The organism is Janthinobacterium saanense (genome assembly GCF_014200675.1).
GTDB lineage: Bacteria > Pseudomonadota > Gammaproteobacteria > Burkholderiales > Burkholderiaceae_D > Janthinobacterium.
Genome location: NZ_JACHCI010000012.1, coordinates 131,585 through 155,615 on the forward strand (window position 1 = coordinate 131,585; position 24,031 = coordinate 155,615).

Annotated in this window: 16 protein-coding genes and 1 pseudogene; 6 read left to right on the forward strand and 11 right to left on the reverse strand. The window is 62.5% G+C overall.

Going from position 1 to position 24,031, the window contains the following annotated elements:
- Positions 1-24: 24 nt before the first annotated feature.
- Both HDE72_RS17030 and purU read right to left on the reverse strand, forming a co-directional pair.
- Entirely contained in the window at positions 25-567 is a 543-nt protein-coding gene (locus HDE72_RS17030; protein ID WP_183743061.1) for a YaeQ family protein, read from the reverse strand.
- Between the two features lie 48 nt (positions 568-615).
- A complete protein-coding gene (purU, locus tag HDE72_RS17035; RefSeq protein ID WP_183743063.1) occupies positions 616-1,494 on the reverse strand; it encodes a formyltetrahydrofolate deformylase in 879 nt (292 codons plus the stop codon).
- A gap of 316 nt (positions 1,495-1,810) precedes the next feature.
- Here purU and HDE72_RS17040 point away from each other — a divergent pair, with 316 nt between their 5' ends.
- From HDE72_RS17040 to HDE72_RS17055, 4 genes are all read left to right on the forward strand, one after another.
- Complete coding sequence (locus HDE72_RS17040) at positions 1,811-2,308, forward strand: phasin family protein (protein WP_183743065.1); 498 nt, start codon at positions 1,811-1,813, stop codon at positions 2,306-2,308.
- 40 nt (positions 2,309-2,348) lie between these two features.
- Positions 2,349-2,759 carry a KGG domain-containing protein gene (locus HDE72_RS17045; RefSeq protein ID WP_183743067.1) on the forward strand — a complete coding sequence of 137 codons (411 nt, stop codon included), beginning with the start codon at positions 2,349-2,351 and terminating at the stop codon, positions 2,757-2,759.
- Positions 2,760-3,084: 325 nt separating this feature from the next.
- The gene (locus tag HDE72_RS17050) at positions 3,085-3,216 is read left to right on the forward strand and encodes a helix-turn-helix domain-containing protein (protein WP_260176757.1); all 132 of its coding nucleotides are present in this window, start codon (positions 3,085-3,087) and stop codon (positions 3,214-3,216) included.
- A gap of 59 nt (positions 3,217-3,275) precedes the next feature.
- Positions 3,276-3,788: a YgjP-like metallopeptidase domain-containing protein gene (locus tag HDE72_RS17055; RefSeq protein ID WP_183743071.1), complete on the forward strand. Its 513-nt coding sequence runs from the start codon at positions 3,276-3,278 to the stop codon at positions 3,786-3,788.
- A gap of 8 nt (positions 3,789-3,796) precedes the next feature.
- Here HDE72_RS17055 and HDE72_RS17060 read toward each other — a convergent pair whose 3' ends face one another.
- Positions 3,797-7,432 (reverse strand): AAA family ATPase, encoded by a 3,636-nt coding sequence (locus tag HDE72_RS17060; RefSeq protein ID WP_183743074.1) that lies wholly within the window; start codon positions 7,430-7,432, stop codon positions 3,797-3,799.
- Positions 7,433-7,701: 269 nt separating this feature from the next.
- Between HDE72_RS17060 and HDE72_RS17065 the strand changes: the two genes are divergently transcribed.
- Both HDE72_RS17065 and HDE72_RS17070 read left to right on the forward strand, forming a co-directional pair.
- Positions 7,702-9,381: a ShlB/FhaC/HecB family hemolysin secretion/activation protein gene (locus HDE72_RS17065; RefSeq protein WP_311735272.1), complete on the forward strand. Its 1,680-nt coding sequence runs from the start codon at positions 7,702-7,704 to the stop codon at positions 9,379-9,381.
- A 9-nt stretch (positions 9,382-9,390) separates the two neighbouring features.
- Positions 9,391-14,904, forward strand: coding sequence for a two-partner secretion domain-containing protein (locus tag HDE72_RS17070; RefSeq protein WP_183743078.1), 5,514 nt, complete (start codon positions 9,391-9,393; stop codon positions 14,902-14,904).
- A 70-nt stretch (positions 14,905-14,974) separates the two neighbouring features.
- Here the strand turns inward: HDE72_RS17070 and HDE72_RS17075 are convergent, their stop codons facing one another.
- From HDE72_RS17075 to HDE72_RS17110, 8 genes and pseudogenes are all read right to left on the reverse strand, one after another.
- Positions 14,975-15,520, reverse strand: coding sequence for an LOG family protein (locus tag HDE72_RS17075; RefSeq protein ID WP_183743167.1), 546 nt, complete (start codon positions 15,518-15,520; stop codon positions 14,975-14,977).
- An 11-nt stretch (positions 15,521-15,531) separates the two neighbouring features.
- Positions 15,532-16,305 (reverse strand): tetratricopeptide repeat protein, encoded by a 774-nt coding sequence (locus HDE72_RS17080; protein WP_183743080.1) that lies wholly within the window; start codon positions 16,303-16,305, stop codon positions 15,532-15,534.
- Positions 16,306-16,360: 55 nt separating this feature from the next.
- Entirely contained in the window at positions 16,361-17,032 is a 672-nt protein-coding gene (locus tag HDE72_RS17085) for a TetR/AcrR family transcriptional regulator (protein WP_183743082.1), read from the reverse strand.
- A gap of 145 nt (positions 17,033-17,177) precedes the next feature.
- A complete protein-coding gene (locus HDE72_RS17090; protein ID WP_260176758.1) occupies positions 17,178-17,678 on the reverse strand; it encodes a phasin family protein in 501 nt (166 codons plus the stop codon).
- Positions 17,679-17,797: 119 nt separating this feature from the next.
- Positions 17,798-21,421, reverse strand: coding sequence for an EAL domain-containing protein (locus HDE72_RS17095; RefSeq protein WP_183743084.1), 3,624 nt, complete (start codon positions 21,419-21,421; stop codon positions 17,798-17,800).
- Between the two features lie 325 nt (positions 21,422-21,746).
- A complete protein-coding gene (locus HDE72_RS17100) occupies positions 21,747-22,709 on the reverse strand; it encodes an esterase/lipase family protein (RefSeq protein WP_183743086.1) in 963 nt (320 codons plus the stop codon).
- Positions 22,710-23,094: 385 nt separating this feature from the next.
- Positions 23,095-23,214 (reverse strand): annotated as a pseudogene (locus HDE72_RS17105) (helix-turn-helix domain-containing protein); the annotation flags it as partial.
- A 15-nt stretch (positions 23,215-23,229) separates the two neighbouring features.
- Positions 23,230-23,997: an RNA methyltransferase gene (locus HDE72_RS17110; protein WP_183743088.1), complete on the reverse strand. Its 768-nt coding sequence runs from the start codon at positions 23,995-23,997 to the stop codon at positions 23,230-23,232.
- Positions 23,998-24,031 lie beyond the last annotated feature (34 nt).

The following is a 24,031-nucleotide window of genomic DNA, read 5'->3' on the forward strand; positions in this document are numbered from 1 at the left end:
GGCTTTGTCTTTATGAAACTTCGCTTAGCGGGCAGGCTTGACCGGTTCGCGGTCTATCTGCACCGTGGTCACGCTGTCGGTCAGCCAGATCTGGCCATCCTGTATCGTGCATTGCAGCTGCATGCTGCGCTGCGCCAGGCTGCTCATCTGCTGCGCCGCCTCGGATGGCAGGTTGATCACGGTCAAGTTCTTCGCGCGTTCCAGTTTATTGGCGATCTGTTTCCACCAGATATGGCTGGTCGCGCCATAGCTGTAGACGATCACCTGTTCCGAACGGCCGCAAGCCTTCAGGATACGCTTCTCGTCGGGCTGGCCCACTTCGATCCACAGCTGGATGGCGCCCGTCAGGTCTTTCTGCCACAAATCCGGTTCTTCCGTATCGAACAGGCCCTTGGTAAAGGTCAGCGCCTCGTCGGCGTGGATGGCGAACGCCAGCAGGCGCACCATCATGCGCTCGTCGGTTTCGGACGGATGGCGCGCCAGGGTCAGCGCGTGATCCTGGTAATAATTGCGGTCCATGTCGGCGATCTGCAGATCGGCTTTGAATATCGTTGCTTTAAGGGCCATCGTGTGCTTCTGTAGGTATAAGGGTAAATAAATAAAAATTGCGGCAACTTAGCGGAAGACGACGGTCTTGTCTCCGTTTTGCAGGATGCGGTGCTCGACAAACCATTTTACGGCGCGCGCCAGCACCACGCATTCCACATCGCGGCCGATCGCCGTCAGGGTATCGACATCCATCGCGTGGTCGACGCGTTCCACATCCTGCTCGATGATCGGGCCTTCATCGAGTTCGCCCGTGACGAAATGGGCGGTGGCGCCGATCAGCTTGACGCCGCGGTGATGCGCCTGCGCATACGGCTTGGCGCCCTTGAAGCTGGGCAGGAAGGAATGGTGGATATTGATCGCGCGCCCGGCCAGGGCCTGGCACAGGCCAGGCGACAGGATTTGCATATAGCGCGCCAGCACCACCAGGTCGATCTTGTGTGTATCCATCAGCTCGATGATGCGCGCTTCCTGCGCCAGCTTGGCCGATTCCGGGGCGCCCGCCGCCAGCGGCAAGTGGTGAAACGGAATATTGTAACTGGCGGCCAGCTGGTAAAACTCCATGTGGTTCGACACGATGGCTGGAATTTCCACGTCCAGCAAACCGCTCTTGTAGCGGAACAGCAAATCGTTCAGGCAATGGCCGATTTTTGACACCATCAGCATCACGCGCGGCTTGCTGCGCGCATCGTGCAACTGGCCCTGGAACAGGCCATTCAACTGCATCGCTTGCGACAATTCCGCAAAGTCGGCACGCAACTGGACATCGCTGACAGCGCTCTCTTCCAGCGCGAAATGCACGCGCATGAAGAACAGCTTTGATTCCGGATCGCCAAACTGGGCCGAATCGATGATGTTGCAGCCATGCTCGGCCAGGAAACCCGAGACGCGATGCACGATGCCGCGCTGGTCCAGGCAAGACAGGGTCAGGATGTATTCAGGATGCATCGTGGTCGCTATGAAGTAAGGGAAAGTGACTAAAGCGCGCTGAGCCGCGAGGCCAGTATTGTCGCACGATCAAGCCCTGCAAACCGGATTTTCCATCGGTGGCCAGCGCTGCCTGCCATGTGCCGCTTATTTCCAAGTCCGTTGATCCAACGCAAAGCCCACGTGTTTTGCCATCTCCCCAGGGCAAACATCCCCTATAAACCCGCGTGCCGCGTGGAACCTGATGGCCTATTCGGCGTCTATCTCTTTGCTTGTTTCATCCATCGCATCCGGCGCACCGGGTGTCCCCACGATCAGATTTTTATTGAGGTAGAACATGTTCACAACCAGTATCAGCCCCGCCCTGAAATCCCATCTGCAAGCCCAGCTTGATTTCGCTGCCGACTTGTCCCGCAAACTCGTCGACACCGCGCAGCAAGTGAGCGAACTCAATCTGCGGGCGGCCCAGGAAATGTTCGAAGAGTTCAACAGGACCAGCCAGCAGATGCTGGCAGCGCGCGACCCCGGTGAATACTTCTCGCTGACCCTGAGCCAGCTGCAGCCAGACGGCAAGCTGCAGCGCTATCAACAGCAACTGTCGCATCTGGTCGCCAATGCCCATGTCGAGATAAACCGCACAGCAGAGACCCATCTCCCTGAAACGAGCCGCACGGCTGCGGCGTTCGCCGACGAAGTGGTGCGCAAAACGGCAGAAGAAACGGAAAAAGCCACGCAACGCCAGCGTGATCTGATCGAAAAAATGCACGCTGGCGTACTGGCCGATGGCGCAGGCCAGGACAAAGAATCTGGCAGGCAAACTGGCCACGCGCATTAATCCCCCCACAAGTAGCACACTCAACAGCAAGGAGAACAAGATGGCTAGCAATCAAGGCAATGAGCAAGGTAATCAACAAGGCAAAGGCACTGGCAGCAGCCAGAAAACGGAAGGCCAGGGCACCCAGAAAGTCCCGGCCAAACGGGGTTTCGCGGCAATGAACGAAGAACAGCAGCGCGAAATTGCCAGCAAGGGTGGCCAGGCGGCCCATCAAAAAGGCACGGCCCACGAATTCGATTCGGAAGAAGCACGCCGTGCCGGTCAAAAAGGGGGCGAAGCCGTCAGCCGCAACCGTGAACACATGGCGGAGATCGGCCGCAAAGGCGGTGAAAGCCGGCAATCAGCCAACCGCGACAACGAAAGCCGCAGCAGCACGGCCAGCCGTAGCGGCACATCAGAGTCATCCGCCAAGGCCGGCCGGCAAGGCAGTAATAAAGATGACAAAAGTTAAGCAGTGCCAGTCACCGGCTGCAATGCCGCCAGCATGCTGGCATGCACGCCTGCGGGCGCAGCGAGCAGGCTGTGCGACCGCAAGCCCTACGGTGAGCCTTCTGCCGTGCTGACCGTACCGCCCGCCTCGCGCACCAGCAAGGCGGGGCCGGTGCGGCTACTGCGCTCTCCTTTGCCGCCGGGACAGTGCCACAAACTGCGCGATGCATGCCTGCCGTTGCGTTTGCAGCATGGTGATCTCCCGGCTTGATTGCTCTGATCGGTCAGACCTCAGCCTGGCAGGAAGACTCCCCTATTAATGGAGGACAGAGTCCTTGCAAAAGGGCATGGAACTGCTGCATGCGGGCAATAGCGTGACCAGGGTATCGGTGGCCCTCGGCTATGACAGCGTCAGCAGCTTCATCGCCCTGTTCCGGCGCGTGCTGGGTACCACGCCAGCCAGGTTTGCCGGCAGATAGGCAGCCCCAGTCACCGCTGTGGTACATTCTCGCCTCTTCCCCTGCCCTCCCCGTACCTGATGCAAGCACCTTTGAAATACCTGAGCGCCTATTCCGAGCAAACTTTAACGCAAGTGCGGCAGTTGATCGCGCAAGACAAGCTGGGCGAGGTGTTATTGAAACGCTATGCGAACGCGCATGAGGTGCGCAATGACAAGGCGCTGTACCAGTATGTGCAGGATTTGAAGAGTGAATTCCTGCGCAACGCCGAGCCCATCAACAAGGTGGCGTTCGACAGCAAGATTCATGTGATCAACCACGCGCTGGGCCTGCACACTTCGATTTCACGCGTGCAGGGCGGCAAGCTGAAAGCCAAGCATGAAATCCGCGTGGCGACCATGTTCAAGGAAGTGCCGATGGAATTTTTGCGCATGATCGCCGTGCATGAACTGGCGCACGTGAAGGAAAAGCAGCACGACAAGGCCTTCTACAAGCTATGCACGTATATGGAACCGCAATACCACCAGTACGAATTCGACGTGCGCCTCTACCTGACCCAGCTGGACCTGTCGGGCCAGCGTCTGTGGTCATGAAAATGTGCTCAGGCCGGCAAGCCTGGCCCGGTCTCGGCCAGCCATTGCGTCGCCTGCGCCACGTCGGGTAGTTGCGGCGCGGCCGGCAATTGCGCCAGCAGCTGCGCCATGCGCTGGCGCAATTGCACAGCACCGGCCAGCCCAGGCAATCTGGATTGCGCCAGCTGCGCCCGCAAGGCCAGCGCCGGCGCACCCTGACGGCTGGCGATATGGCGCGCCTTGTCAATCAGGCGCAGGGCCAGCGCTGGCGGCGCCAGCTGCGCGCGCAGCAAGAGATAGTCGGTACGGCAAATAAAGATACCGCAACGCACCATCGACGCCTCGCCTTGCTGCAGCACCTGCAGCGCCGCTTCGTCCTGCCCCTGGGCGTGACAGGCGCGCGCCAGGTACAACAGGAAGAATGGCCGGTAAAACGCGATGTGGGCAGACGCCTCGTCGAACGCCGCGCGAAACGCCGCAATCTCGTCGCGTTCACCATTGAGCACGCGCCAGCAGGTGTAAAAGCCGGCCGCGATCGCCTTGAACACAGGCAGTCCCAGCTTGTCGGCCACGGCCTGCAATTCGACGATCAGCGGCGCCGCCTGGCGCGGCAATCGGGCGTCCAGCGCAGTCATCACGGCCGGCACCAGCGCAAATACCAGCGTGCCGGGCAACGGTGATTTACGGGCTGCTTCCAGCACGCGGCGCTGGCGTTCGGCGTCGTCGCTCCAGTCGCCGCGCAGCCAGGCCAGATAGGTATCGCGCGCCCTCAAGGCCAGCAATGGATCGTGTGCCGGCAGCGCCGAACCGGCCGGCCAGGCCAGGTCGCGGTGCGCCGCGCACAAGGCGCTGGCCTGCGTCACCGAACCGGCCAGCATCAGCGCATTCACCCGCGCTTCCTGCAAACGGATCAGCGCGCCGGCATCGCCCATGCTCACTTGCGGCAATTGCAGCAAACGGCGCAGCAGGCGCAGCACGGCGTGCTGGCCGCGTCCGACCTCGGCCGCCACCAGCATGCCGCGCATGCTGTCGATATCGTGGGCGATCTTGCCCTGGCGCTCGGCCAGCCAGGTCTTGCGCTGATAATGCTGCGCTGCCGCCTCGCTGTACAGGCCGTGCACCATGGTGTAGGCGCCGTGGCAAACGTCACGGAACTGGTGCTCCCACAACTCGCGCTGCTCTTCATTTGGCAGTTCCGGCAACAGCGCCAGGCCAGCCTTCATATGCCCCAGCGCCTCGGGATACGCGCAAAAGCGCATTGCCAGGCGGGCTGCCTTCAAACGCCAGGCCAGCGCCGGCTGCCACATGCGGGCTTCGGCGAACCACAGTGCGGCGCGCTCCGGCGACTGCTCCATCTGCTCGGGAAATTGCGCGATCAGGGTCTCGGCCACCAGTTGCGCCAGTTCACCGTTCTGGCGCGGCGGCATCAGCGCGACCACCGCGTCACGCAACAGCGCATGCGAAAAGCGCAGGCTGGCCGCGCCCTCTTCCTGCAACAGGCCCGCTTGCAGCAAAGCATCGAGCGCATCTTCCTGGGCCGGCGCAACCGCTTCCAGCCAGGAGCGCGAAAAACCGATGCCGAGGATGGCGGCCAGTTGCGCCGCCTTGCGCGCCGATCCCAACTGATCGAGCCGGACTTGCACCAGTTCACGTATATTGGCGGGCAACTGGGCCGCACCATCGCCACGCCGCTGCGCCAGTTCTGACAGGAACAGGGGGTGGCCGCCACCGGCGCGCAGGATGTGCGCCGCGCCAGCCGGATCGAGTCCGGGATTGAGCGCACTGATCAACGCCTCGCCAGCCGCGTCGTCGAGCGCATCGAGATTGATGCGCAGCGCGCCGGCCGGCCATAGATCCTGCTCGCTGCGCGTGCTGGCCAGCACCAGCAATGCCGCTTGCGGCTTGCCCTGAACCAGGCGCTCGAGCAGGGCCAGCGTCGAGGCGTCGGCCCAGTGGACATCTTCGACGGCGATCAGCAAGGGCTGCTGCTGCGCCAGTTCGGCCACTACTGCTGCCAGGCCGGCGATGACTTGTTCCAGCGCTTCCAGTGTCACCGGCGCCACTTTCCCCAGCGCCGGCTGGCTGCCGCCCGACGGCAGCGGTACGTGCCGCCGCATGGCCAGGCGCACCGGTTCACCCTGCGGCCCCTGGGCGGCGGCCTCGAACATCGCCAGCACCGGATGCAAGGGCGTATCGCTGGAAAACGGATCGCACTGGGCCAGCAAGACCTGCGCCGCCCCCGTCTCGGCCAGAAAGGCGCGCAGCAAGTGGCTCTTGCCCATGCCGGCCGCGCCGCTGATCTGCACCATGGCCGGCGTAGCGCGCAAGGCGCCATGCCACTGCGCATGCAGGAATGCAAGTTCGGCATCGCGGCCCTGCAAGGGCGCGGCAGCCAGCGCGACATGGTCGTACCAGGCTTGCCATCGCATCAAATAATGGGCGGGCGCCTGATCCTGATCCTGGTCCTGATCCTGATTCCGCTCCTTAACCGCCGCCAGCCAGTGCGGCCGGGCCAGTACTTCGAAACACTCTGCACTGGCCGCCACACTGCCGGCACGCTGCATTGCAGCCAGGGCCAGCACGCCACGCGCCAGGCGCCCGCCGACGTCGGGCTGGCGCACGCTGCAAGGCGTCGCGCCCGTGTGCAGCGCAAACACGGTTTCATCGGCTTCCGGCATTTGCCGGTACAGGGCCGCAACGGCGCGCACCGCGGTCAGCGCCGAATGCGCGACACTGGACGGATAACCGAAGTAGGCCAGCAAACCGCCCTGCGGCACCGTGACGAGGTGCGCGCCAAACCGGCCCAGCACCACACCGCAACGCAGGTACAGGCTGTCGAGCAAGTCCGCCGCCCTGTCATTTTCGTGATCGTTCTCCCCATCGGTATCGATGCCTGGCCAGGCCAGCGTCAGCACCGACAACAAACGGCTATCGAGGCCGCCGGGACTGCGGCCGCCGCCATCGGCGACAGTTTGCAAAATGTGGCGGTACAAGGCATGGGTTTCTGGCGCAGGTAACACGGCCGCATCGCTGATCAGGCGGCGTTCCCAGTCGCGGTACAAGGCCAGCGCCTGCTCTGGCGCGCCTGTGCGCGCATGCAACAACATCGCCAGGTGCAAGGCTTCGCGCTGATCCGGATCATGTTGCAGCGCCTGCAGCGCCATGGCCAGCGCCTCGTCTTGCCGGTCCTGCCGCACCAGTCCATGGGCCAGGCCCAGTGCCAGCGCTGCCGCACGCGCCCGGCAACGGCCGCGTACTTGCGCCACCCAGGCCGGCAGTTCAGCACCGGCGCCATCGAGCGGCAGGTCTTGCAGAAACTCACCGCGATAGAGCGCCAGTTGCGCGGCCGCATCCATCGACTGATCTGCCCGCAAAAAGGCCGCCACATCGCTATGGCAGGCTGGCGCCAGGCCCAGTTGCTCGCCTTCCCCTCGCAGCAACTCGTCCGCCGCCGGCAAATCAGTACGCAAGCGGTGCAGCAACTGGCGCAGGTTGCGCCGCGCCGACAACGCTGGCGCGTCTGGCCAGAACAGCGCCGCCAGGCCGGCCTTGGAAGTTTCTCCCTCGACGGCCAGGTAAGCGAGCAAACAAAACAAGCGTGGCTTGGTCTGGCCCAGCAAGGTTTGCGCTCCTGCCTGCAATTGTGGTGGGGAAAGCAGTGTCAACAAAAAATCAAAAGATGCGGGCATGGACGGCGACGGCGAAAGTAGGCGGGCGGTCAGGGTAGTCCTTATCAGCTTGATATGCAAGCTGCCTTCGCCTTCCTGGGCAAGCGTTTGATCATCATGCACAAGGCATAACGCCTGCGTAACACCGCTGCTGCTAGGCTGTTAATGAAAAGAAATTTTTATGAATTGACAGCACTCGCCTGTACCACCGCCGTGGCCAGGCTATGGCTGTTTCCGCACTCTTTCATCCTCTCCAGGAGCCCCGCGTGTCCATTTACGCCAAGAAACATCCCCTGTCGCGCTTGCCAGCGATCCTGTCGCTGTCGACGCTGGCGCTGGCCGGCGCCGCTAGCGCCCAATCGGTCCAGCCCAACGCCGGCAATCTGCTCGATAGCGTCAAACCAGGCTTGACCCTGCCGCCGCAAACCGGCGCCGCCCTGCCAGCCGAAGCGCCCCGCCCCGCGATGACGATCGATGCCGGCATCACCGTCAACGTCACGCGCATCCGCGTCAGCGGCAACCAGGCCTACGACAGCGCCCAGCTGGAGGCACTGGCCAGCGACGCCGCCGGCAAACAGCTGAGCCTGGCCGAACTGAATGAGGTGGCCGCGCGCATCACCCGCTTTTACCGCGACCATGGCCACTTGCTGGCGCGCGCCTACCTCCCGGCGCAAGACATTCACGACGGCGTGGTCGATATCGCCATCCTCGAAGGACGCCTGGGCAAGCTGCATATCGACAATGGCTCGACGCTGGCCGATAGCCGCGTGGCCGGCCACGTGGCCGCCCTGCGCGAAGGCGCGCCCATCGACAGCGGACAGCTGGAACGCTCGCTGCTGCTGCTGAACGAAGTGCCTGGCGTGGAAGTTAATTCCACCTTGAAACCTGGCGCCTCGGTCGGCACCACCGACCTCGACCTGCGCCTGAGCGCCCGCGCACCGTATTCAGGCAGCCTCGAGTTCGACAACTACGGCAGCAGCTATACCGGCGCCGCGCGCCTGGGCGGCACGCTGGTCGCCGCCAGCCCGCTCGGCCTGGGCGACACCGCCTCGGCCCGCGTGCTCACTTCCAGCGGCCTCGATTACGGCCGCCTGGCATACCAATTGCCTTTGGGCGACAACGGCACCCAGCTGGGCACCGCCTGGTCCGGCATGCGCTACAAGCTGGGCAAGAGTTTCGACGCGCTGCACGCCAACGGCAGCGCGCGCATCGGCAGCCTGTACCTGCTGCACCCGCTGCTGCGCAGCCGCATCGTCAACATCAACGCCCAGATCAATTACGACACCAAGCGCCTCGACGACCGCGTCGACAGCACCGCCACCGCCAGCCGCAAGAGCATCGACGTGCTGACGCTGGGCCTGTCCGGCGACCGCATCGACAACGTCGGCGGCGGTGGTCTGTTCACCTGGAGCGTCGCTTACACCGCCGGCAAGCTGAAACTGGACAACGACAGCCGCCTGCTCGACGCCGACGGCCACCGCACCAATGGCCATTACGGCAAGACCAGCCTGAACCTGCTGCGCCTGCAGCGCCTGGCCGACGACTGGAGCTTGTACGCCAACGTCCAGGCGCAGCGCGCCAACGGCAACCTGGACAGCTCGGAAAAAATGACCCTGGGCGGCGCCCAGGCCGTACGCGCCTATCCGCAAGGCGAAGCCGCCGCCGACGACGCCTGGCTGACCACGCTCGAACTGCGCTATGCGCTGGCGCCGCAATGGCAAGCCAGCGTGTATTACGACATGGCGCTGGGCAAGTTGAACCGCGATCCGATCGCCGCCGACGTGCACAACAGCCAACGCCTTGCCGGCGCCGGCCTCGGCCTGTCCTACAGCCTGCCGCGCAACCTTGCACTGCAACTGGGCCTGGCCTGGCGCAATGGCGCGCGCCCGCTGTCCGACTCCGACCGCAGCCCGCGCGCCTGGTTGCAAGCCGTCAAACAATTTTAAGGAAACCCCATGAATCACGTCTATCACCTGGTCTGGAACCACGCACAAAACGCCTGGGTCGTCGCCCCCGAAACGGCCAAGGCCAACGGCAAGGGCCGCAAACGCGTGGCCGCCTCGACCATCGTCGCCGCCGCCCTGTCACTGTTCTCGCTGCATGCCGCCGCCCTGCCCACTGGCGGCCAGGTCACGGCTGGCCAGGCCACCATCGGCCAGGCCGGCAACACCTTGAATGTCAACCAGTCCACCCAGAACCTGGCCGTCAACTGGAACAGTTTTAATATTGGCGCCAGCGAAACGGTCAACTTCGTCCAGCCCAACAGTTCGGCGATTGCGCTCAATCGCGTGCTCGGCTCCGACGCCTCGGCCATTTACGGCAAGCTCAACGCCAACGGCCAGGTCTTCCTGCTGAACCCGAACGGCATCCTGTTCGGCAAGGGCGCGCAAGTGAACGTGGGCGGCCTGGTCGCCTCGACCCTGAGCCTCAGCGATGCCGATCTGCTCAACCGCAACTTCCGTTTCAGCGGCAGCGCCGGTTCGGTGGTCAACCAGGGTAGCCTGACAGGCGGCTATGTCGCGCTGCTGGGCGGCCAGGTCAGCAATCAGGGCACCATCAGCGCCCGCCTCGGCGGCGTTGCGCTGGCCGCCGGCAAGGACATCACGCTCGACTTCGCCGGCGACGGCCTGATCGGCGTGCAAGTGAACCAGGGCACGCTCAATGCACTGGCCGACAACCAGCAACTGATACAGACTGAAGGCGGCGCCGTGCTGCTCAGCGCCCGCGCCGCCGACAGCCTGATCGCCGCCGTGGTCAACAATAGCGGCGTGATCGAAGCGCGCAGCATTGGCCAGCACCAGGGCACGATACGCCTGTCCGGCGACCCGCAAGCCAGCATATTGAGCAATACCGGCACGCTGACGGCCGACAGCATCGACGCCAGCGCCCGCACGATTCTGCAAAGCGGCGCCATCGTCGCCGGCGACGCCACGCTGACGGCCAGCCACGCCTTGCTGCAAACGGACAACGCCAGCATCACCGCCAACACCCTGCGCGTTGACGGCGGCGCCACCACCTTTATTTCCGGCAAACTCGATGGCGCCAGCAGCGTCACCGTGGCCGGCCAGGACATCACTCTGGCCGGCGCCAGGGTCAGCACCGGCGACAAGGGCAGCATCCGCATCGGTGGCGGCGCCCATGGCCGCGACGCTGGCATCGCCAACGCCGCCACCCTGGCCGTCAACGGCAGCAGCAGCATCAGCGCCGGCGACCAGGCGCAAGTGGTGCTGTGGTCAGACCGCAGCACTGGCTACTTCGGCCAGATCAGCGCCGGCAAGCACAGCTTCGTCGAAGTGTCGTCGCAAGGCACGCTGAACCTGGGTGGCGCAGTACGCACCGGCGCCGGCAGCGAGATCCTGTTCGACCCGACCAACATCGTCATCGACGCCACCGCGCCGGCCAGCTATTACGTGGAACTGGGCGGGCCAGCCGTCAACGATGGCGAGGATGTTTTCTCCAACGACCTGCACGCATTGCAAAACGGCAACGTGCTGATCAATAGCTACCTCAGCAACCTGGGCGCAGCGCAAGGCGGTGCGGTCTACCTGTATGACGGCAGCACGGGCGCGCTGAAATCGGTCCTCACGGGCAGCAACGCCAACGACCGCGTCGGCAACGAGGGCATCACGGAGCTACGCAATAGCAGTTATGTCATCAGCAGTTCCATCTGGAACGGCAACCGCGGCGCGGTCACCTGGGGCGATGGCGACAGCGGTGTCAAAGGCGTCGTGTCCGTCAGCAACTCGCTGGTCGGCTCCAAGGCAGGAGATTATGTCGGCAAGTACGGCATCGCACAGCTATCCAACGGCAATTATCTCGTCGATAGCGTCAACTGGAACAACAACAGCGGCGCTGTCACCTGGGGCGATGGCAAGCACGGCATTCAAGGCGAAGTATCGGCCAGCAATTCGCTGGTCGGCTCCACAAACGGAGATCAGGTCGGCAACAACGGTATCAGGGAGCTGTCCAACGGCAATTATCTCGTGCTCAGCGGCAACTGGAACGGCAACAGCGGCGCCATCACCTGGGGCAATGGCAACACCGGCGTCAGCGGTGAGGTATCGTCTGTCAATTCGCTAGTTGGCGGCAATGCCAACGATCATATTGGCAACGTCGGCATCATGGAGCTGTCCGATGGCAATTATCTCGTGCGCAGCGGCAATTGGAACAACACCCTCGGCGCCATCACCTGGGGCAATGGCGCCACTGGCATCTCAGGCGTGGTGTCCGCCGACAACTCGCTGGTCGGCTCCGTCGCCGGCGATCAGGTCGGCAACAACGGTATCACCTTGCTATCCAACGGCAATTATCTCGTGCGCAGCAATAACTGGAACGGCACCCGCGGCGCCGTCACCTGGGGCAATAGCGCCACTGGCGTCACAGGCGAAGTCTCCGCCGACAACTCGCTGATTGGCTCCACAAGCGGCGATCGTATCGGCGGCGATGGCATTACGGAGATAGGCAACGGCAACTATGTTGTGCGCAGCGCCGGCTGGAGCACCAACCGCGGCGCCGTCACCTGGGGCGATGGCGCCACTGGCGTCACAGGCGTGGTGTCCGCCGACAACTCGCTGGTCGGCGGCACAGCCGGCGATCGTGTTGGCGTCTACGACGTCACGAAGCTGGCCAACGGCAATTATGTCGCGAATAGCAACCTCTGGAACGGCGGCGTCGGCGCCGTTACCTGGGGCGATGGCAACAGCGGCGTCAAAGGCGTCATCTCCGCCGACAACTCGCTGATCGGTTCCACCGCCGGCGATCGTGTCGGCATGAACGGCATCACGGCACTGGCCAACGGTAATTATGTCGTACCCAGCAGTTATTGGGGCGGCAGTCGCGGCGCCATCACCTGGGGCGATGGCAACAGCGGCGTCAAGGGTATCGTGTCCGCAGACAATTCACTGCTTGGCTCCGCAAGCGGCGATATGATCGGCATCAGTGGCATCACGCAGCTGTCCAACAGCAATTATCTCGTGCGCAGCAGCAATTGGAATGGCAGCCGCGGCGCCATCACCTGGGGCGACGGCGCCATTGGCATCAAAGGCGTGGTATCCGACGCCAACTCGCTGGTCGGCTCCACAAGCGGCGATATGGTCGGCAGCAACGGCGTAATGATGCTGTCCAACGGCAATTATCTCGTGCTTAGCAGCCGCTGGAACGACGGCCACGGCGCTGTCACCTGGGGCGATGGCAACAGCGGCGTCAAAGGCTTCGTGTCCGAAGCGAACTCGCTGGTCGGCTCCAGGGCCGGAGATTATGTCGGCAACAACGGCATCACGCAGCTGTCCAACGGTAATTATGTCGTGCGCAGCAGCAACTGGAACGACCAGCGCGGCGCTGTCACCTGGGGTGACGGCAACAGCGGCGTCACAGGCGTGATATCCGATGCCAACTCGCTGGTCGGCTCCACAAGCGGCGATATGGTCGGCAGCAACATCACGACGCTTTCCAACGGCAACTATCTCGTGAGCAGCAGCAACTGGAACGACCACCGCGGCGCCGTCACCTGGGGCAATGGCGCCACTGGCATCACGGGCGTGGTATCCGATGCCAACTCGCTGGTCGGCACCACAAGCGGCGATCAGGTCGGCAGCAACGGTATCACCTTGCTTTCCAACGGCAACTATCTCGTAAACAGCAGCAACTGGAACGACCAGCGTGGCGCCGTCACCTGGGGCGATGGCAAGAGCGGCATCCAAGGCGAGGTCTCGGCCGCCAACTCGCTGGTCGGCGCTATCAGCGGCGATCAGGTCGGCAACAACGGCTACATGGAACTGTCCAACGGCAATTATCTTGTGCTCAGCAACTTGAACGATGGCCGTGGCGCCGTCACCTTTGGCGACGGCAAGAGCGGCGCCAAAGGCGTTGTGTCCGCCGATAACTCGCTGATCGGCTCCAAGGCCGGTGATCTTGTCGGCGACGATGGCGGTGTTCAGGAACTGGCCAACGGCAATTACGTCGTACTCAGCAGCAGCTGGAACGATAACCGTGGCGCCATCACCTGGGGCGACGGCAAGACCGGGGTCAGAGGCGAAATATCGTCCGCTAACTCGCTGCTTGGCTCCAAAGAAAACGATTATGTCGGCTACGACGGCGTCCAGGTACTGGCCAGTGGCGATTATCTCGTGCGCAGCAGCCAATGGAACGACAAGCGCGGCGCCATCACCTGGGGCAATGGCAAGACCGGCGTCAAGGGCGAGGTATCGTCCGGCAACTCGCTGGTCGGCGCCAACGCCGGCGACAATTTGGGCAACCAGGGCGTCACAGAACTGGGCAATGGCAACTATGTAGTGGCCAGCGCCTCCGGCGATGCCTCGACCAATCCAAGCGACAGGAAAGCGAGCTACTGGCTGGTGGCCTCTCCCGCCAATCTGGCCGGCATGGTCAATAACGGCAACGGCGACGTCACCGTCAGCCCGGCCGCGCTGGCGGTGGCAGCGGGCGCAGGTTCCACTGTGACCTTGCAAGCCAGCAACGACATCACCGTCAATAGCGCCGTCAGCATCGAAGGCAAGCTGCAGCTGATCGCCGGCCACGACGTGACCTTGAATGCAAGCATCACCTCGACTGCCGAAGGCGATGCGCTGGTACTCAGCGGTGAACGCTTCGTCAACAACGCCGGCGCCGACGCCCTGTCCACGCCTAACGGCCGCTGGCTGGTGTATTCGGCCGATCCGGCCAATGACACCCAAGGTGGCCTGGTATCGGGCAATGCCGACGTCTGGAACGCCACTTACGCGGCAAATGCACCGGACAGCATCACGGCGGGCAGCCGCTTTGTCCACGCGGCAGCTGAGCCCATCCCACCGGTAGTGGTGGAACCGCCTGTGGTGGTGCCGCCTGTGGTCGAGCCTCCCGTGGTCGTACCGCCGGTGGTTGAACCTCCCGTAGTGGTGCCGCCCGTGGTCGAACCACCGGTAGTCGTACCGCCTGTGGTCGTACCTCCGGTAGTCGTGCCACCCGTGGTTGAACCTCCTGTGGTGGTGCCACCTGTGGTTGAACCTCCGGTAGTCGTACCTCCGGTAGTCGTGCCGCCTGTGGTCGTACCTCCGGTAGTCGTACCTCCGGTAGTCGTGCCGCCTGTCGTGGTGCCGCCTGTGGTCGAACCTCCGGTAGTCGTGCCACCTGTGGTTGAACCTCCTGTGGTGGTGCCGCCGGTAGTCGTACCTCCTGTGGTCGTACCTCCTGTCGTCGTGCCACCGGTGATCGTGACGCCGCCAGTGGTGGTGCCGCCGGTACAGCCACTCCCGCCATCGAGCCGGAATGATTACCGCGCGGTATTGGCTTCGGTGCAATCGGTATTGGCGCCTGCATCGCTTCAGGCCACAGCACGGACTGAGGAGCAACAAGGTTCCGAGCGTGCGCCGGTACCCGGCGATGTAGCCGGCCGCAGCTTTGCGGCGCCGCTTCCTGTGACACTCGTGGAGGGCGGCATCCGCTTGCCCGAGGGTTTGACAGTCAGCAATTAATTAAACCCCTGTAAAAAACGGGCCATGCATTGCTGCATGGCCCGTTTTTCAATCCAACATCAACTTCGTACTACAGCACGCCACCCTTCAGCCGCTGCACCAGCGCAGCCGGATCGGCATCGGCATTGAGGAAGGCTGCATGCTGCGGGCGGATAAAACCCTGTTCCTTGCCGTTTTGCACGAAGGCGATCAAGCCATCATAAAAATGGTCGACATTGAGCAAGCCGATCGGCTTGGCGTGGATGCCCAGCTGGGCCCAGGTCAGCATCTCGAACAATTCTTCCAGCGTGCCATAACCACCGGGCATGGCGATGAAGGCATCGGCCAGGCTGGCCATCATGGCCTTGCGCTCATGCATGTCTTTCACCACGAACTGGCGCGTCAAGCCGGTATGCCCTACTTCGCGCTCGACCAGCTGGGTGGGGATCACGCCCGTCACTTCGCCGCCCAGGCGCAGTACTTCATCGGCAATCACGCCCATCAAGCCCACTTTGCCGCCGCCATACACCAGCGCGATATTTTCCGATACCAGCACACGCGCCAGTGCGCGCGCCGCTTGCGCATATTCAGGGGTCACGCCTGCATTGGCGCCACAGTAAACACATAAAGCCTTGATCACAGCTATCCTTACTCTTTCAGTTCATCAATAGCGGCTTCGACTTCCAGCCGCTCCTTGGCATCGAGCGCCACACAATCGGCGGCCTTGCCGTACAAGGCGAGCACTTCCGCCAGTTTTTTCTTACCATCGAGCATATTCAAGGCGCGTCCATATTCGCTATGGGCCAGGGCCGAAGTGGGATTGAGCGCCAGCGCCGTCTTGAAATGCTGGTAGCCATCATCCTTGCTGGCGCCATAGGTCAGGTTGCCTATCATGCTGCCCACCTTGTCGATGATTTCCGTATGATAAATCCCAAACGCCACATGCGCCTCGGCGTGCAGCGGCGCCAGGGTCACCGTGCGGTTCAGGCTGTTGCGCACTTTGGCGCCCAATCCCTGCGCCAGCGCCTTGACGACGGAAATGCCCAGCGCGTAGCGGCCCAGGCTGTAGGCATGCCAATAAAAACCGGCCGGATTGTCGGGCTGTTCCTGCTGCTGGCGTTCGCAGCGCTCGGCCACTTCTTCGTACAGCGCCAGCCTGCGGCCTTGATCCAGTTCCAGATGCGTGGCGTACACGCAAGTGGCCTTGTGCGCCACGGCATAGCCGGGCACGCCAGCGGCCAGGCCCAGCTTGACGGCACGCTCGAAATCGCCGGCATGGAAGGCTATCCAGGCCTGCACCAGCCGGTCTTGCTGGGGAAAGACTTCCACATCGCCCGTGTGCAAGCGCTTCCAGGCAGCTTCCAGGGTCTGCGGCGTATAGACATACGCGTCGTCGGGATACGGAAATTGTGTCCAGGCCATGCCGATTCTCCTGTCAGCGAGCGGGTTATCCGCGTCCACTACCGTGGACGGCCGGTCAATCGCTCTTCAGTTTAGTCACATACTCTTCAGAAAGCTTACGAAACAGCAAATGTGTTTCATTGCGCAAATACGGCCCGATCAGCGACAGCACCTGGTAACAGCCGCGCGCCAGTGCATCGGACATCGATTGCTGCTCGGTGTACTTGCGCGGATTGCGCACGTACTCGTACGACAGCCAGTAGGTGGCAACCACCACCATATTGGTCGCCATGGCAGAAATTTCCATGTCCGACGCCTCCAGCGACTGTTCGCTGCGCAAGTCTACACACAGCTGTGTCGCCACCTTGATCTTGTGCGCCAGGATCAGCTTGAAATGCAATTCCAGCTTGCGGTTGCGCGACAGCAAATCATTGAGGTCGCGGTAAAAAAAACGGTAACGCCAGATCAGTTCGAACATCAGGTGCAGATACAGCCAGACATCTTCGATATTCGAGCGGCGCCCGTCCGGCACGGTCAGGATGCGCTCGATTTCCGCCTCGAACTGGACAAAGATCGAGTTGACGATGTCATCCTTGTTACGAAAATGGTAGTACAGATTGCCCGGCGAGATATTCATTTCTTCCGCTATCACGGTGGTCGTGATATTCGGCTCGCCAAATTCGTTGAACAAGCGCAGCGACAACTCCAGGATGCGTTCGCGGGTGCGGCGTGGTACTTTTTGTAGCATGGCGGGCAGTCTCTCTTTGTTCTGCCGCAAGCATACCATCTAAAATAGTTCCAATGAAACAGCACGCGGCGCCGGCACGCAGCAGCGCGGGATACACGCAGTGGCGAAAAAAAGCCTGCACGGGCAGGCTGGGGGATGCGGCGCGCTAGTCATCCGTAGTTTTCTTTCGCGCTGCCGGTTTGACGCCGGCCTTCACAGCAGGCCTGGCGGCCGGCTTGCGTACGGCCCTGGCTGCCGGTCTGGCGCCCGACAGCGCCGCCACCTGACGGCTCAGCTGATCGATCCGTTCATGCAGCGCAGCGATTTCGCCCTTGGTGGGCACGCCGATGGTGGCCAGGGCGCGCGCCACGCGCTCTTCAAACACTTGCTCCAGCTTGTCCCAGGAACCGCTGGCCTGCCTGCCGACGCCGCCGGCGAACTTGCTGACAGTGTCGCTGACAGTCCCGCCGACATCGGCCGCCCTGGCTTCGGCGCGCTGCTGAAACGCCGTGCCTTCCTTGACCAGGCTGGAAAACACGCGGCCGCCCTCTTGCTGCGCCCTGGCGAAAGCACCCAGGCCTGCCTGCCAGATCTGCTGCGCGGAATTGCGCACGGCATCGGCCAATTCGCCATCTTCCGCCAGCTCCTTCAGTTTCTTCGCCATCATCGCCTCCTTGCATTCGACTGCCCACGGACACTACGGACAATTTGATTGTAGTGAGCAAAACTAGAGCGAGGAATCTAATACGATAGAGCGCCGCTACTAAACCGCCATGACAAAAAACGTCAGGCGGCGGCGCGCACGGGGCCGTGCAGCAAGCCATGCAGGCGGAAGCCTTCGCGGATGTTTTCGCGCAGGACGGCGCCTTTCCAGGGTTTGGTATAGAAGCGGTCGACGGCGCCGCGGTTGATCGCCGCCATGATGGGCGTCAAATCGGAATACGCCGACAGCATGATGCGGAAGGTGTCCGGGCAGAGGTGCTTGACCCGCTCCATGAATTCGGTGCCGCTCATCTGCGGCATGCACTGGTCGCACAAAATCACCTGCACCTGGTGGCGCGCCAGGATATCAAAACCCTCGGCGGCCGTCTGCGCCGTCAGGATGCGGTAGCCGTCCTGCGCCAGAAAGTCGCTCAGCACATCGAGCATGAAGACATCGTCGTCGACGATCAGCAAAGTCTGCTGTTCATCGCCCGCAAGCTCCTGCGGCGATGGCAGCAGTTTGCCGCCGGTGAGCATGTGCTCGAACTCTTGCTGCGGCACGGGGCGGCTGAAATAGTAACCCTGCATTTCGTCGCAGCCGTGGCGGCGCAGATAGGCCAGCTGCGCATCGTTCTCCACGCCTTCCGCGATCACTTGCAGCTTCATGCTGTGCGCCATGCTGATGATGGCCAGCACGATGGCTGCGTCATCGGGATTGCTGGTGACTTCGCGCACGAAGGCGATATCGATTTTCAGCTTGTCGATCGGGAAGCGCTTCAGATAGGCCAGGCTGGAATAGCCGGTGCCGAAATCGTCGATGGAAATCTGGATACCCAGCGCCTTCAGGTTGCGCAGCACGGCGATGGTTTCCTCGGCATTCGACATCAGCGAGCTTTCCGTCAATTCGAGTTCCAGCAGGTCGGGCGCGATATCGTATTTGCGGATCGCCTTGAGCACCTCTTCTTCCAGGCCGCCCACAAAAAACTGGATACCCGACACATTCACCGACAGGTGCACCGGACCGATGCTGGTCGCGCCCCACTCGCTGATCTTCTTGCAGGCTTCGTCGAGCACCCAGTTACCGACCCGCACGATCAAGCCCGTTTCTTCCAGCAGCGGGATGAACAGGGCCGGCGAAACCATGCCGTGGCCCGGCCGGTTCCAGCGTATCAGCGCCTCGGCGCCGCTGATGCGGCCCGAACCGATGTGCACCTTGGGCTGGAAGAACAGCACGAATTCCGCATTGTCGATGGCGCGCCGCAGCGCGTTTTCCATGTCCAGCCTGGCCATCGACTGGGCATTCATTTCGGCCGTGAAGAAGCGGAACACGTCGCGGCCCGCCTCCTTGGCGCGGTACATGGCCGTGTCGGCATACTGGATCAGGATATCGGCATCGCTGCCATCGTCCGGGTACACCGAAATGCCGATGCTGACCGTGACGGTCACTTCATGGCCCTGCAAATCAAAGGGCTTGCGCATCGCCTCGCGGATCTTGTCGACCACGCCCACCGCATGCTGCGCGCCTTCGGGCAAGATCAGGATGGCGGCAAACTCGTCGCCGCCAAAGCGCCCGATGGTGTCGCGCACGCGCAGGCAATCGACCAGCCGGCTGGCAAACTGGCGCAGCAGCTCGTCGCCCAGGGTGTGGCCCAGGGTGTCATTGACATTCTTAAAACGGTCGACGTCGAGGAACAGCACCGCCACCGCCCACTGGTGCTCTGCCGCCTGGCCCAATGAATGCGTCAGCGATTCGTAGAACTGGCTGCGGTTCGGCAAACCGGTCAAGGTGTCGAAATGGGCCAGCTTCAGCAGGCGCTGCTCGGCATCCTTGCGTTCGCTGATATCGCGCGCCACCGCCACCAGTATCCAGTTCTGGCCCGAACGCAGGGTGCGCCGCTGCACTTCCACGGAAAGCCGCGAGCCATCCTTGCGCTGCAGCTGCAGCTCGGTCATCTGGCCACTCTGGTCGCCGGCCAGCAGCTTGTTGTACAACTCTTCGAGCGGCGCTCCACCTACACTCAGATGGCCCGGCCGCACGCCGAGAAAATCCTCGCGCTCGAAACCGAGCATGCGGCAGGCCGTCTGATTGACGTCGATGAAACACATCTCGGCGCGGTCGACCAGGAAAATGGCGTCGGCCGTGGCGTCCATCGCCAGGCGGAAGCGGCGCAGATCCTCGTCCAGGCGGATGCGTTCCGCCATATCCAGGGTCAGCTGCTCGTGGTGGCGCTTGATTTCATCGTACAGCAGCAGGTTATCGTAGGCGACGGCGATTTGCGCAGCCACGGTGGCGGCGACACGCTCGTCGACCTCGGAAAACTCAGTGGCGCCCAGCTTGTCGACCAGGTACAACCAGCCGTGACTGCGTTCGCGCGAAGCAATGGCCACACCCAAAAAGGAATGTACGGGCGGATGGCTGGCGGGCAGACCCAGCGCGCCAGGGTCGCCTTGCAGTCCATTGACGCGGTATGGTTCCCGCTGTTCAATCAGGCGATTCAAGACGCCCATGCGCGGCGCGTTGGCGATATTCCCGATATTTTCTTCCGAACCGCAGGAAGAAAAATAACTGAGTTTCTCGGCGCCCTCGTCCAGCACGCCGATGCACGCATATTTCGACACGCAGATGTTTTGCGCCACCTTGCAGCCTGCGGCGATCAGCGCGCGCGGATCGCGCTCGGCGCCCAGCTCGATGCCCAGTTCGATCAGCGCCGTCAGGCGCAGGCTGACCGCCTGCAGGCTGGAAAGCGAGCGCGACAGGCGTTCGGTCATGATGGCCAGATCTTCCGGCACGGCCACCTGGCCCTCGCCCTGGCTGGCCAGCTGCGAAATCTGCTGGCTGCTCGATTCCAGCTCTTCCAGATAGCCCGTCACCTGATGCTCGATGCCGCTCAACTTGCCGGGCGGCGTAGCGGCGCGTGGCCGCGGCTTGAGCTGGCTGTCAGGCGCCATCAGGCCCAGCGCCTCGTTCACCGTGCGCACGATCACATCGGGGTCCGATGGTTTCGGCAGCACCCAGCGCACGCCGCATGCCTGCGCCAGCAGAATCGCTTCCTGTTCGCGGTAGGTGGCCGTATAAAAGATGATGGGCACATCGGCCAGCTCGGGGGTTTCATGCACGCGCGTGACGAATTCGTAGCCGTCCATATTCGGCATCAGGATGTCGGAGATGATCAGGTCCGGCCGTTCGCTGCGCATGATCTCCAGGCCTTCGAGCCCATTTGCCGCTTCCAGCAAACGGTGGCCGCCATAGCCCAGCAGCGCCGTGAGAAACTCGCGGTTCAGCACATGATCGTCAACGATCAGAATAGTGGCAACGTCGTTTTTAACGGGCGTCGACGGCGCCCCGGGTAAAAAAGATTCAAGTTCCGCGACAAACAGATCAGGCTCGATCGGTTTGCCGATATAGCCATTAAAACCCGCTTCGAGCAGGCGCTCGCGGTCGCCCACCATGGCCAGCGCAGTCACGGCCAGCGCGGGAATCTTGCGCAAGGCCGGGTCTTTTTTCAGTTCCGCCACCACCCCATAGCCATCGAGCTTGGGCAGGTGCACGTCGCAGATGATCAGGTCAGGCACTTCGCTGCGCGCCATGCGCACGCCCTCTTCGCCATCATAGGCAGCCAGCGGCGTATAACCGAAGGCGCGCAGCAGATACACCATCAATTCCATATTGGTGGCGTTATCTTCAATAATCAGGATACGTGCAGACAATTAGCACTCCCACCAAAAACACATTCCATCATGAATACCCGCCGCCCATCTTTTCAGCTATGCAAGCAGGCTCTACAGCATAACAATCCCATAACAGATTATCGCAAACCTCAGTATAAAGCGCATCAGCCGAATCCGCCGCTACGGACGCCATAGCTGAGCTCGCTAAACAGTGAAAGAAGCCACACTTGCCGCCAGTGCTCACAGCAAGCTTAAACCAGTGTGCCGTAGTAAACCAGGCTTTTCTCCGTCACGTCCTGTTAAAAAACAGCAACAGCAGTGTCAAGGCAGACAGTCTTGCCATGCAGACAAAACGCCACAAAAGTCAGCGCGAATTGGCAGTGAAAACGCTGTTTGCGACTTCGGACACGATAGTGATTTCCTCCATCACCCGCGCCAGGATGCGCACATCGCTGGCCAGCGCCACATGGCCCATGCCGCCAAACGCCAGATTGCGGGCGCCGGGCAAACAGGCTGAATCCTGGGGTGCGACGATATTGTCGTGATGACTATAGATAGACGTGAATCGGGCCCGCACTTCCGCTCGCTCGCCGGCGGCCAGCTGCACCAGCCACGGGTGCGGCTGGCCATGCGGGCGGCTCATCTGGCGCGCATTGCGTCCCAGGCCCAGGTTGGCCAGCGCCGTGCCATGGTGCGGCGTGCCCACCGTGATCACGTGCGCGATGCGCTGCACACCATACTGGCGCAGATACGCCCGCGCCACCAGGCCGCCCATGCTGTGCGCCACGATGACGACTTGCTGCGCGCCACTGCGTGTACACAGGGCCTGCACGGCGCCGTGCACCTGGGGCAAAAAATCGTCGATGCCGGCGCCTATCGGTTCCAGATCGACCGCATCATGCGCGATGCCGGCCTGCGCCAGACGCCGGCTCAGCTGCGTCCAGTAACCGCGGTTGCACACATAACCGTGGATCAGCAGCACGGGCAAGCTGGAGGACGCCTGCGCGTCCAACGGCGTCAAGCGCGGGCGCAGCATGCCCCAGGACGAAGTCCACAAGCCGGCCTGCAGTTCGCCGAAAAACAGCCGTACGGCGCCAGCAGCATCGAGCCGGAAGGCCGGCGGCACCGGGCTGCCAAAGTGCCGGCTTTGCCAGAAATGATGGAGCACCAGCACAGCGCGCGCGGCCAGCACCATGGCCAGCGCCAATAACAGTGCCAAGTACGGCGCCAGCCACGGCGCCACCGGCAACTGCTGCAGCAGCCAGGCCAGGCCCAGCACGGCCAGCAGCTGCAGCAGCATCAAGCCCTTGAGGATGCGGACGATCATGTCCGCGCCTCGCCCAGTGTCCACACCTCTTTGCCCCGCATCCCGTCTCCTGATATTTTTGGCAAGTGTATGCCAAGGCAGGCGGCGCCTGTGCAAGCACAGTAGAGCGTAGCGTCTATTTAGTTCGCCACAGCAGCGCCAGGGTCAGGCCCAGCCACACAATCACCAGGGCTCTTCCGGCAGGTGGCGATGAATTCGGACAGGCCGAAGGCAAAGCTGCACAGGGAAAGCAGGTATATCGCTGGTGGCAATACAGTATCGGAGCATAAGGAAAGAGAGGACATGGCGGCTTTGGTCGGATCAAAACGCCATGCTGGCTCACACACCATCATCTGTAAAATATCTTATTCATCTCGCATAAGACGTTTTAACTCACACTGGGTGACAGCCGCAGTATCGCCTGGCTCAAGGGCGGCTGCGCCATGTGCAGGCGTTCGGCGGCGCGCCGGAAATTGCGTTCCTCGGCGACGGCAATGAACTGGCGCAGCAGCCGGGTCCATATCATGGCAGCGCTGACGCCTTACTTCTTGGCCACGGCCAGGATATGGCGCGCGATGCCGCGCAGGATATTGACTTCTTCCGTCTCCAGTCCCGTGCGCGAAAACAAACGCTTCAAACGCGGCATCAGCTTTTTCGGATTGTCGGCGTCGAGAAAATCGATGGCCACCAGCGCCTGTTCCAGGTGCGCATACATGCCGTCGACCTGGGCCAGGCTGGCCGCGTCGCCATGAAAGCCGATAGGGCTGGCGGCTGGCGCAGCATCCGACACATCGAGCGCCGCCATGCGGCATTCATAGGCCACCACCTGCGCCGCCTGCGACAGGTTCAGCGAGGAATATTCGGCATTGGCGGGGATATTGATCAGCACATTGCACTGCTCGACGATCTCGTTGGGCAAGCCGAAACGCTCGTTGCCGAAGATGACGGCGGCGTGCAGCTCCGTGCTGGCAGCCAGTTGGGCCGACAGCGCGCGCGGCGCGGCCACGGGCGGCGAGAATTCGCGCAGCCGGGCCGACACGGCGGCCGCATAGTTGCAGCCTTCCAGCGCTTCGGCGATCGAGCCGACGATGCGCGCGCCGGCCAGGATATCCTGCGCGCCGCTGGCAAAGGCCACCGCTTCCGGGTCCGTCAAGGCATCGGCAAAGCGCGGGTTGACCAGCACCAGTTCAGAAAAACCCATCGTTTTCATGGCCCGGGCGACGGCGCCAATGTTGCCAGAGCGACTAGTTTCGACAAGAATAAATCGCAGGCGGTTGAAAAGAGACGTGTTGATTTCGGGCAGATTCATTTAAAATAGCGCCATTGCGCGGTATCGATACAGG

Bases quoted from the DNA above. Each gene is read 5' to 3' on its own strand.
- HDE72_RS17110 (WP_183743088.1), bottom strand. From the start codon at position 23,997: ATGAATCTGCCCGAAATCAACACGTCTCTTTTCAACCGCCTGCGATTT.
- HDE72_RS17055 (WP_183743071.1), top strand. From the start codon at position 3,276: ATGCAAGCACCTTTGAAATACCTGAGCGCCTATTCCGAGCAAACTTTA.
- HDE72_RS17045 (WP_183743067.1), top strand. From the start codon at position 2,349: ATGGCTAGCAATCAAGGCAATGAGCAAGGTAATCAACAAGGCAAAGGC.
- purU (WP_183743063.1), bottom strand. From the start codon at position 1,494: ATGCATCCTGAATACATCCTGACCCTGTCTTGCCTGGACCAGCGCGGC.
- HDE72_RS17100 (WP_183743086.1), bottom strand. From the start codon at position 22,709: ATGATCGTCCGCATCCTCAAGGGCTTGATGCTGCTGCAGCTGCTGGCC.
- HDE72_RS17080 (WP_183743080.1), bottom strand. From the start codon at position 16,305: ATGGCCTGGACACAATTTCCGTATCCCGACGACGCGTATGTCTATACG.
- HDE72_RS17070 (WP_183743078.1), top strand. From the start codon at position 9,391: ATGAATCACGTCTATCACCTGGTCTGGAACCACGCACAAAACGCCTGG.
- HDE72_RS17050 (WP_260176757.1), top strand. From the start codon at position 3,085: ATGGAACTGCTGCATGCGGGCAATAGCGTGACCAGGGTATCGGTGGCC.
- HDE72_RS17090 (WP_260176758.1), bottom strand. From the start codon at position 17,678: ATGATGGCGAAGAAACTGAAGGAGCTGGCGGAAGATGGCGAATTGGCC.
- HDE72_RS17040 (WP_183743065.1), top strand. From the start codon at position 1,811: ATGTTCACAACCAGTATCAGCCCCGCCCTGAAATCCCATCTGCAAGCC.
- HDE72_RS17085 (WP_183743082.1), bottom strand. From the start codon at position 17,032: ATGCTACAAAAAGTACCACGCCGCACCCGCGAACGCATCCTGGAGTTG.
- HDE72_RS17030 (WP_183743061.1), bottom strand. From the start codon at position 567: ATGGCCCTTAAAGCAACGATATTCAAAGCCGATCTGCAGATCGCCGAC.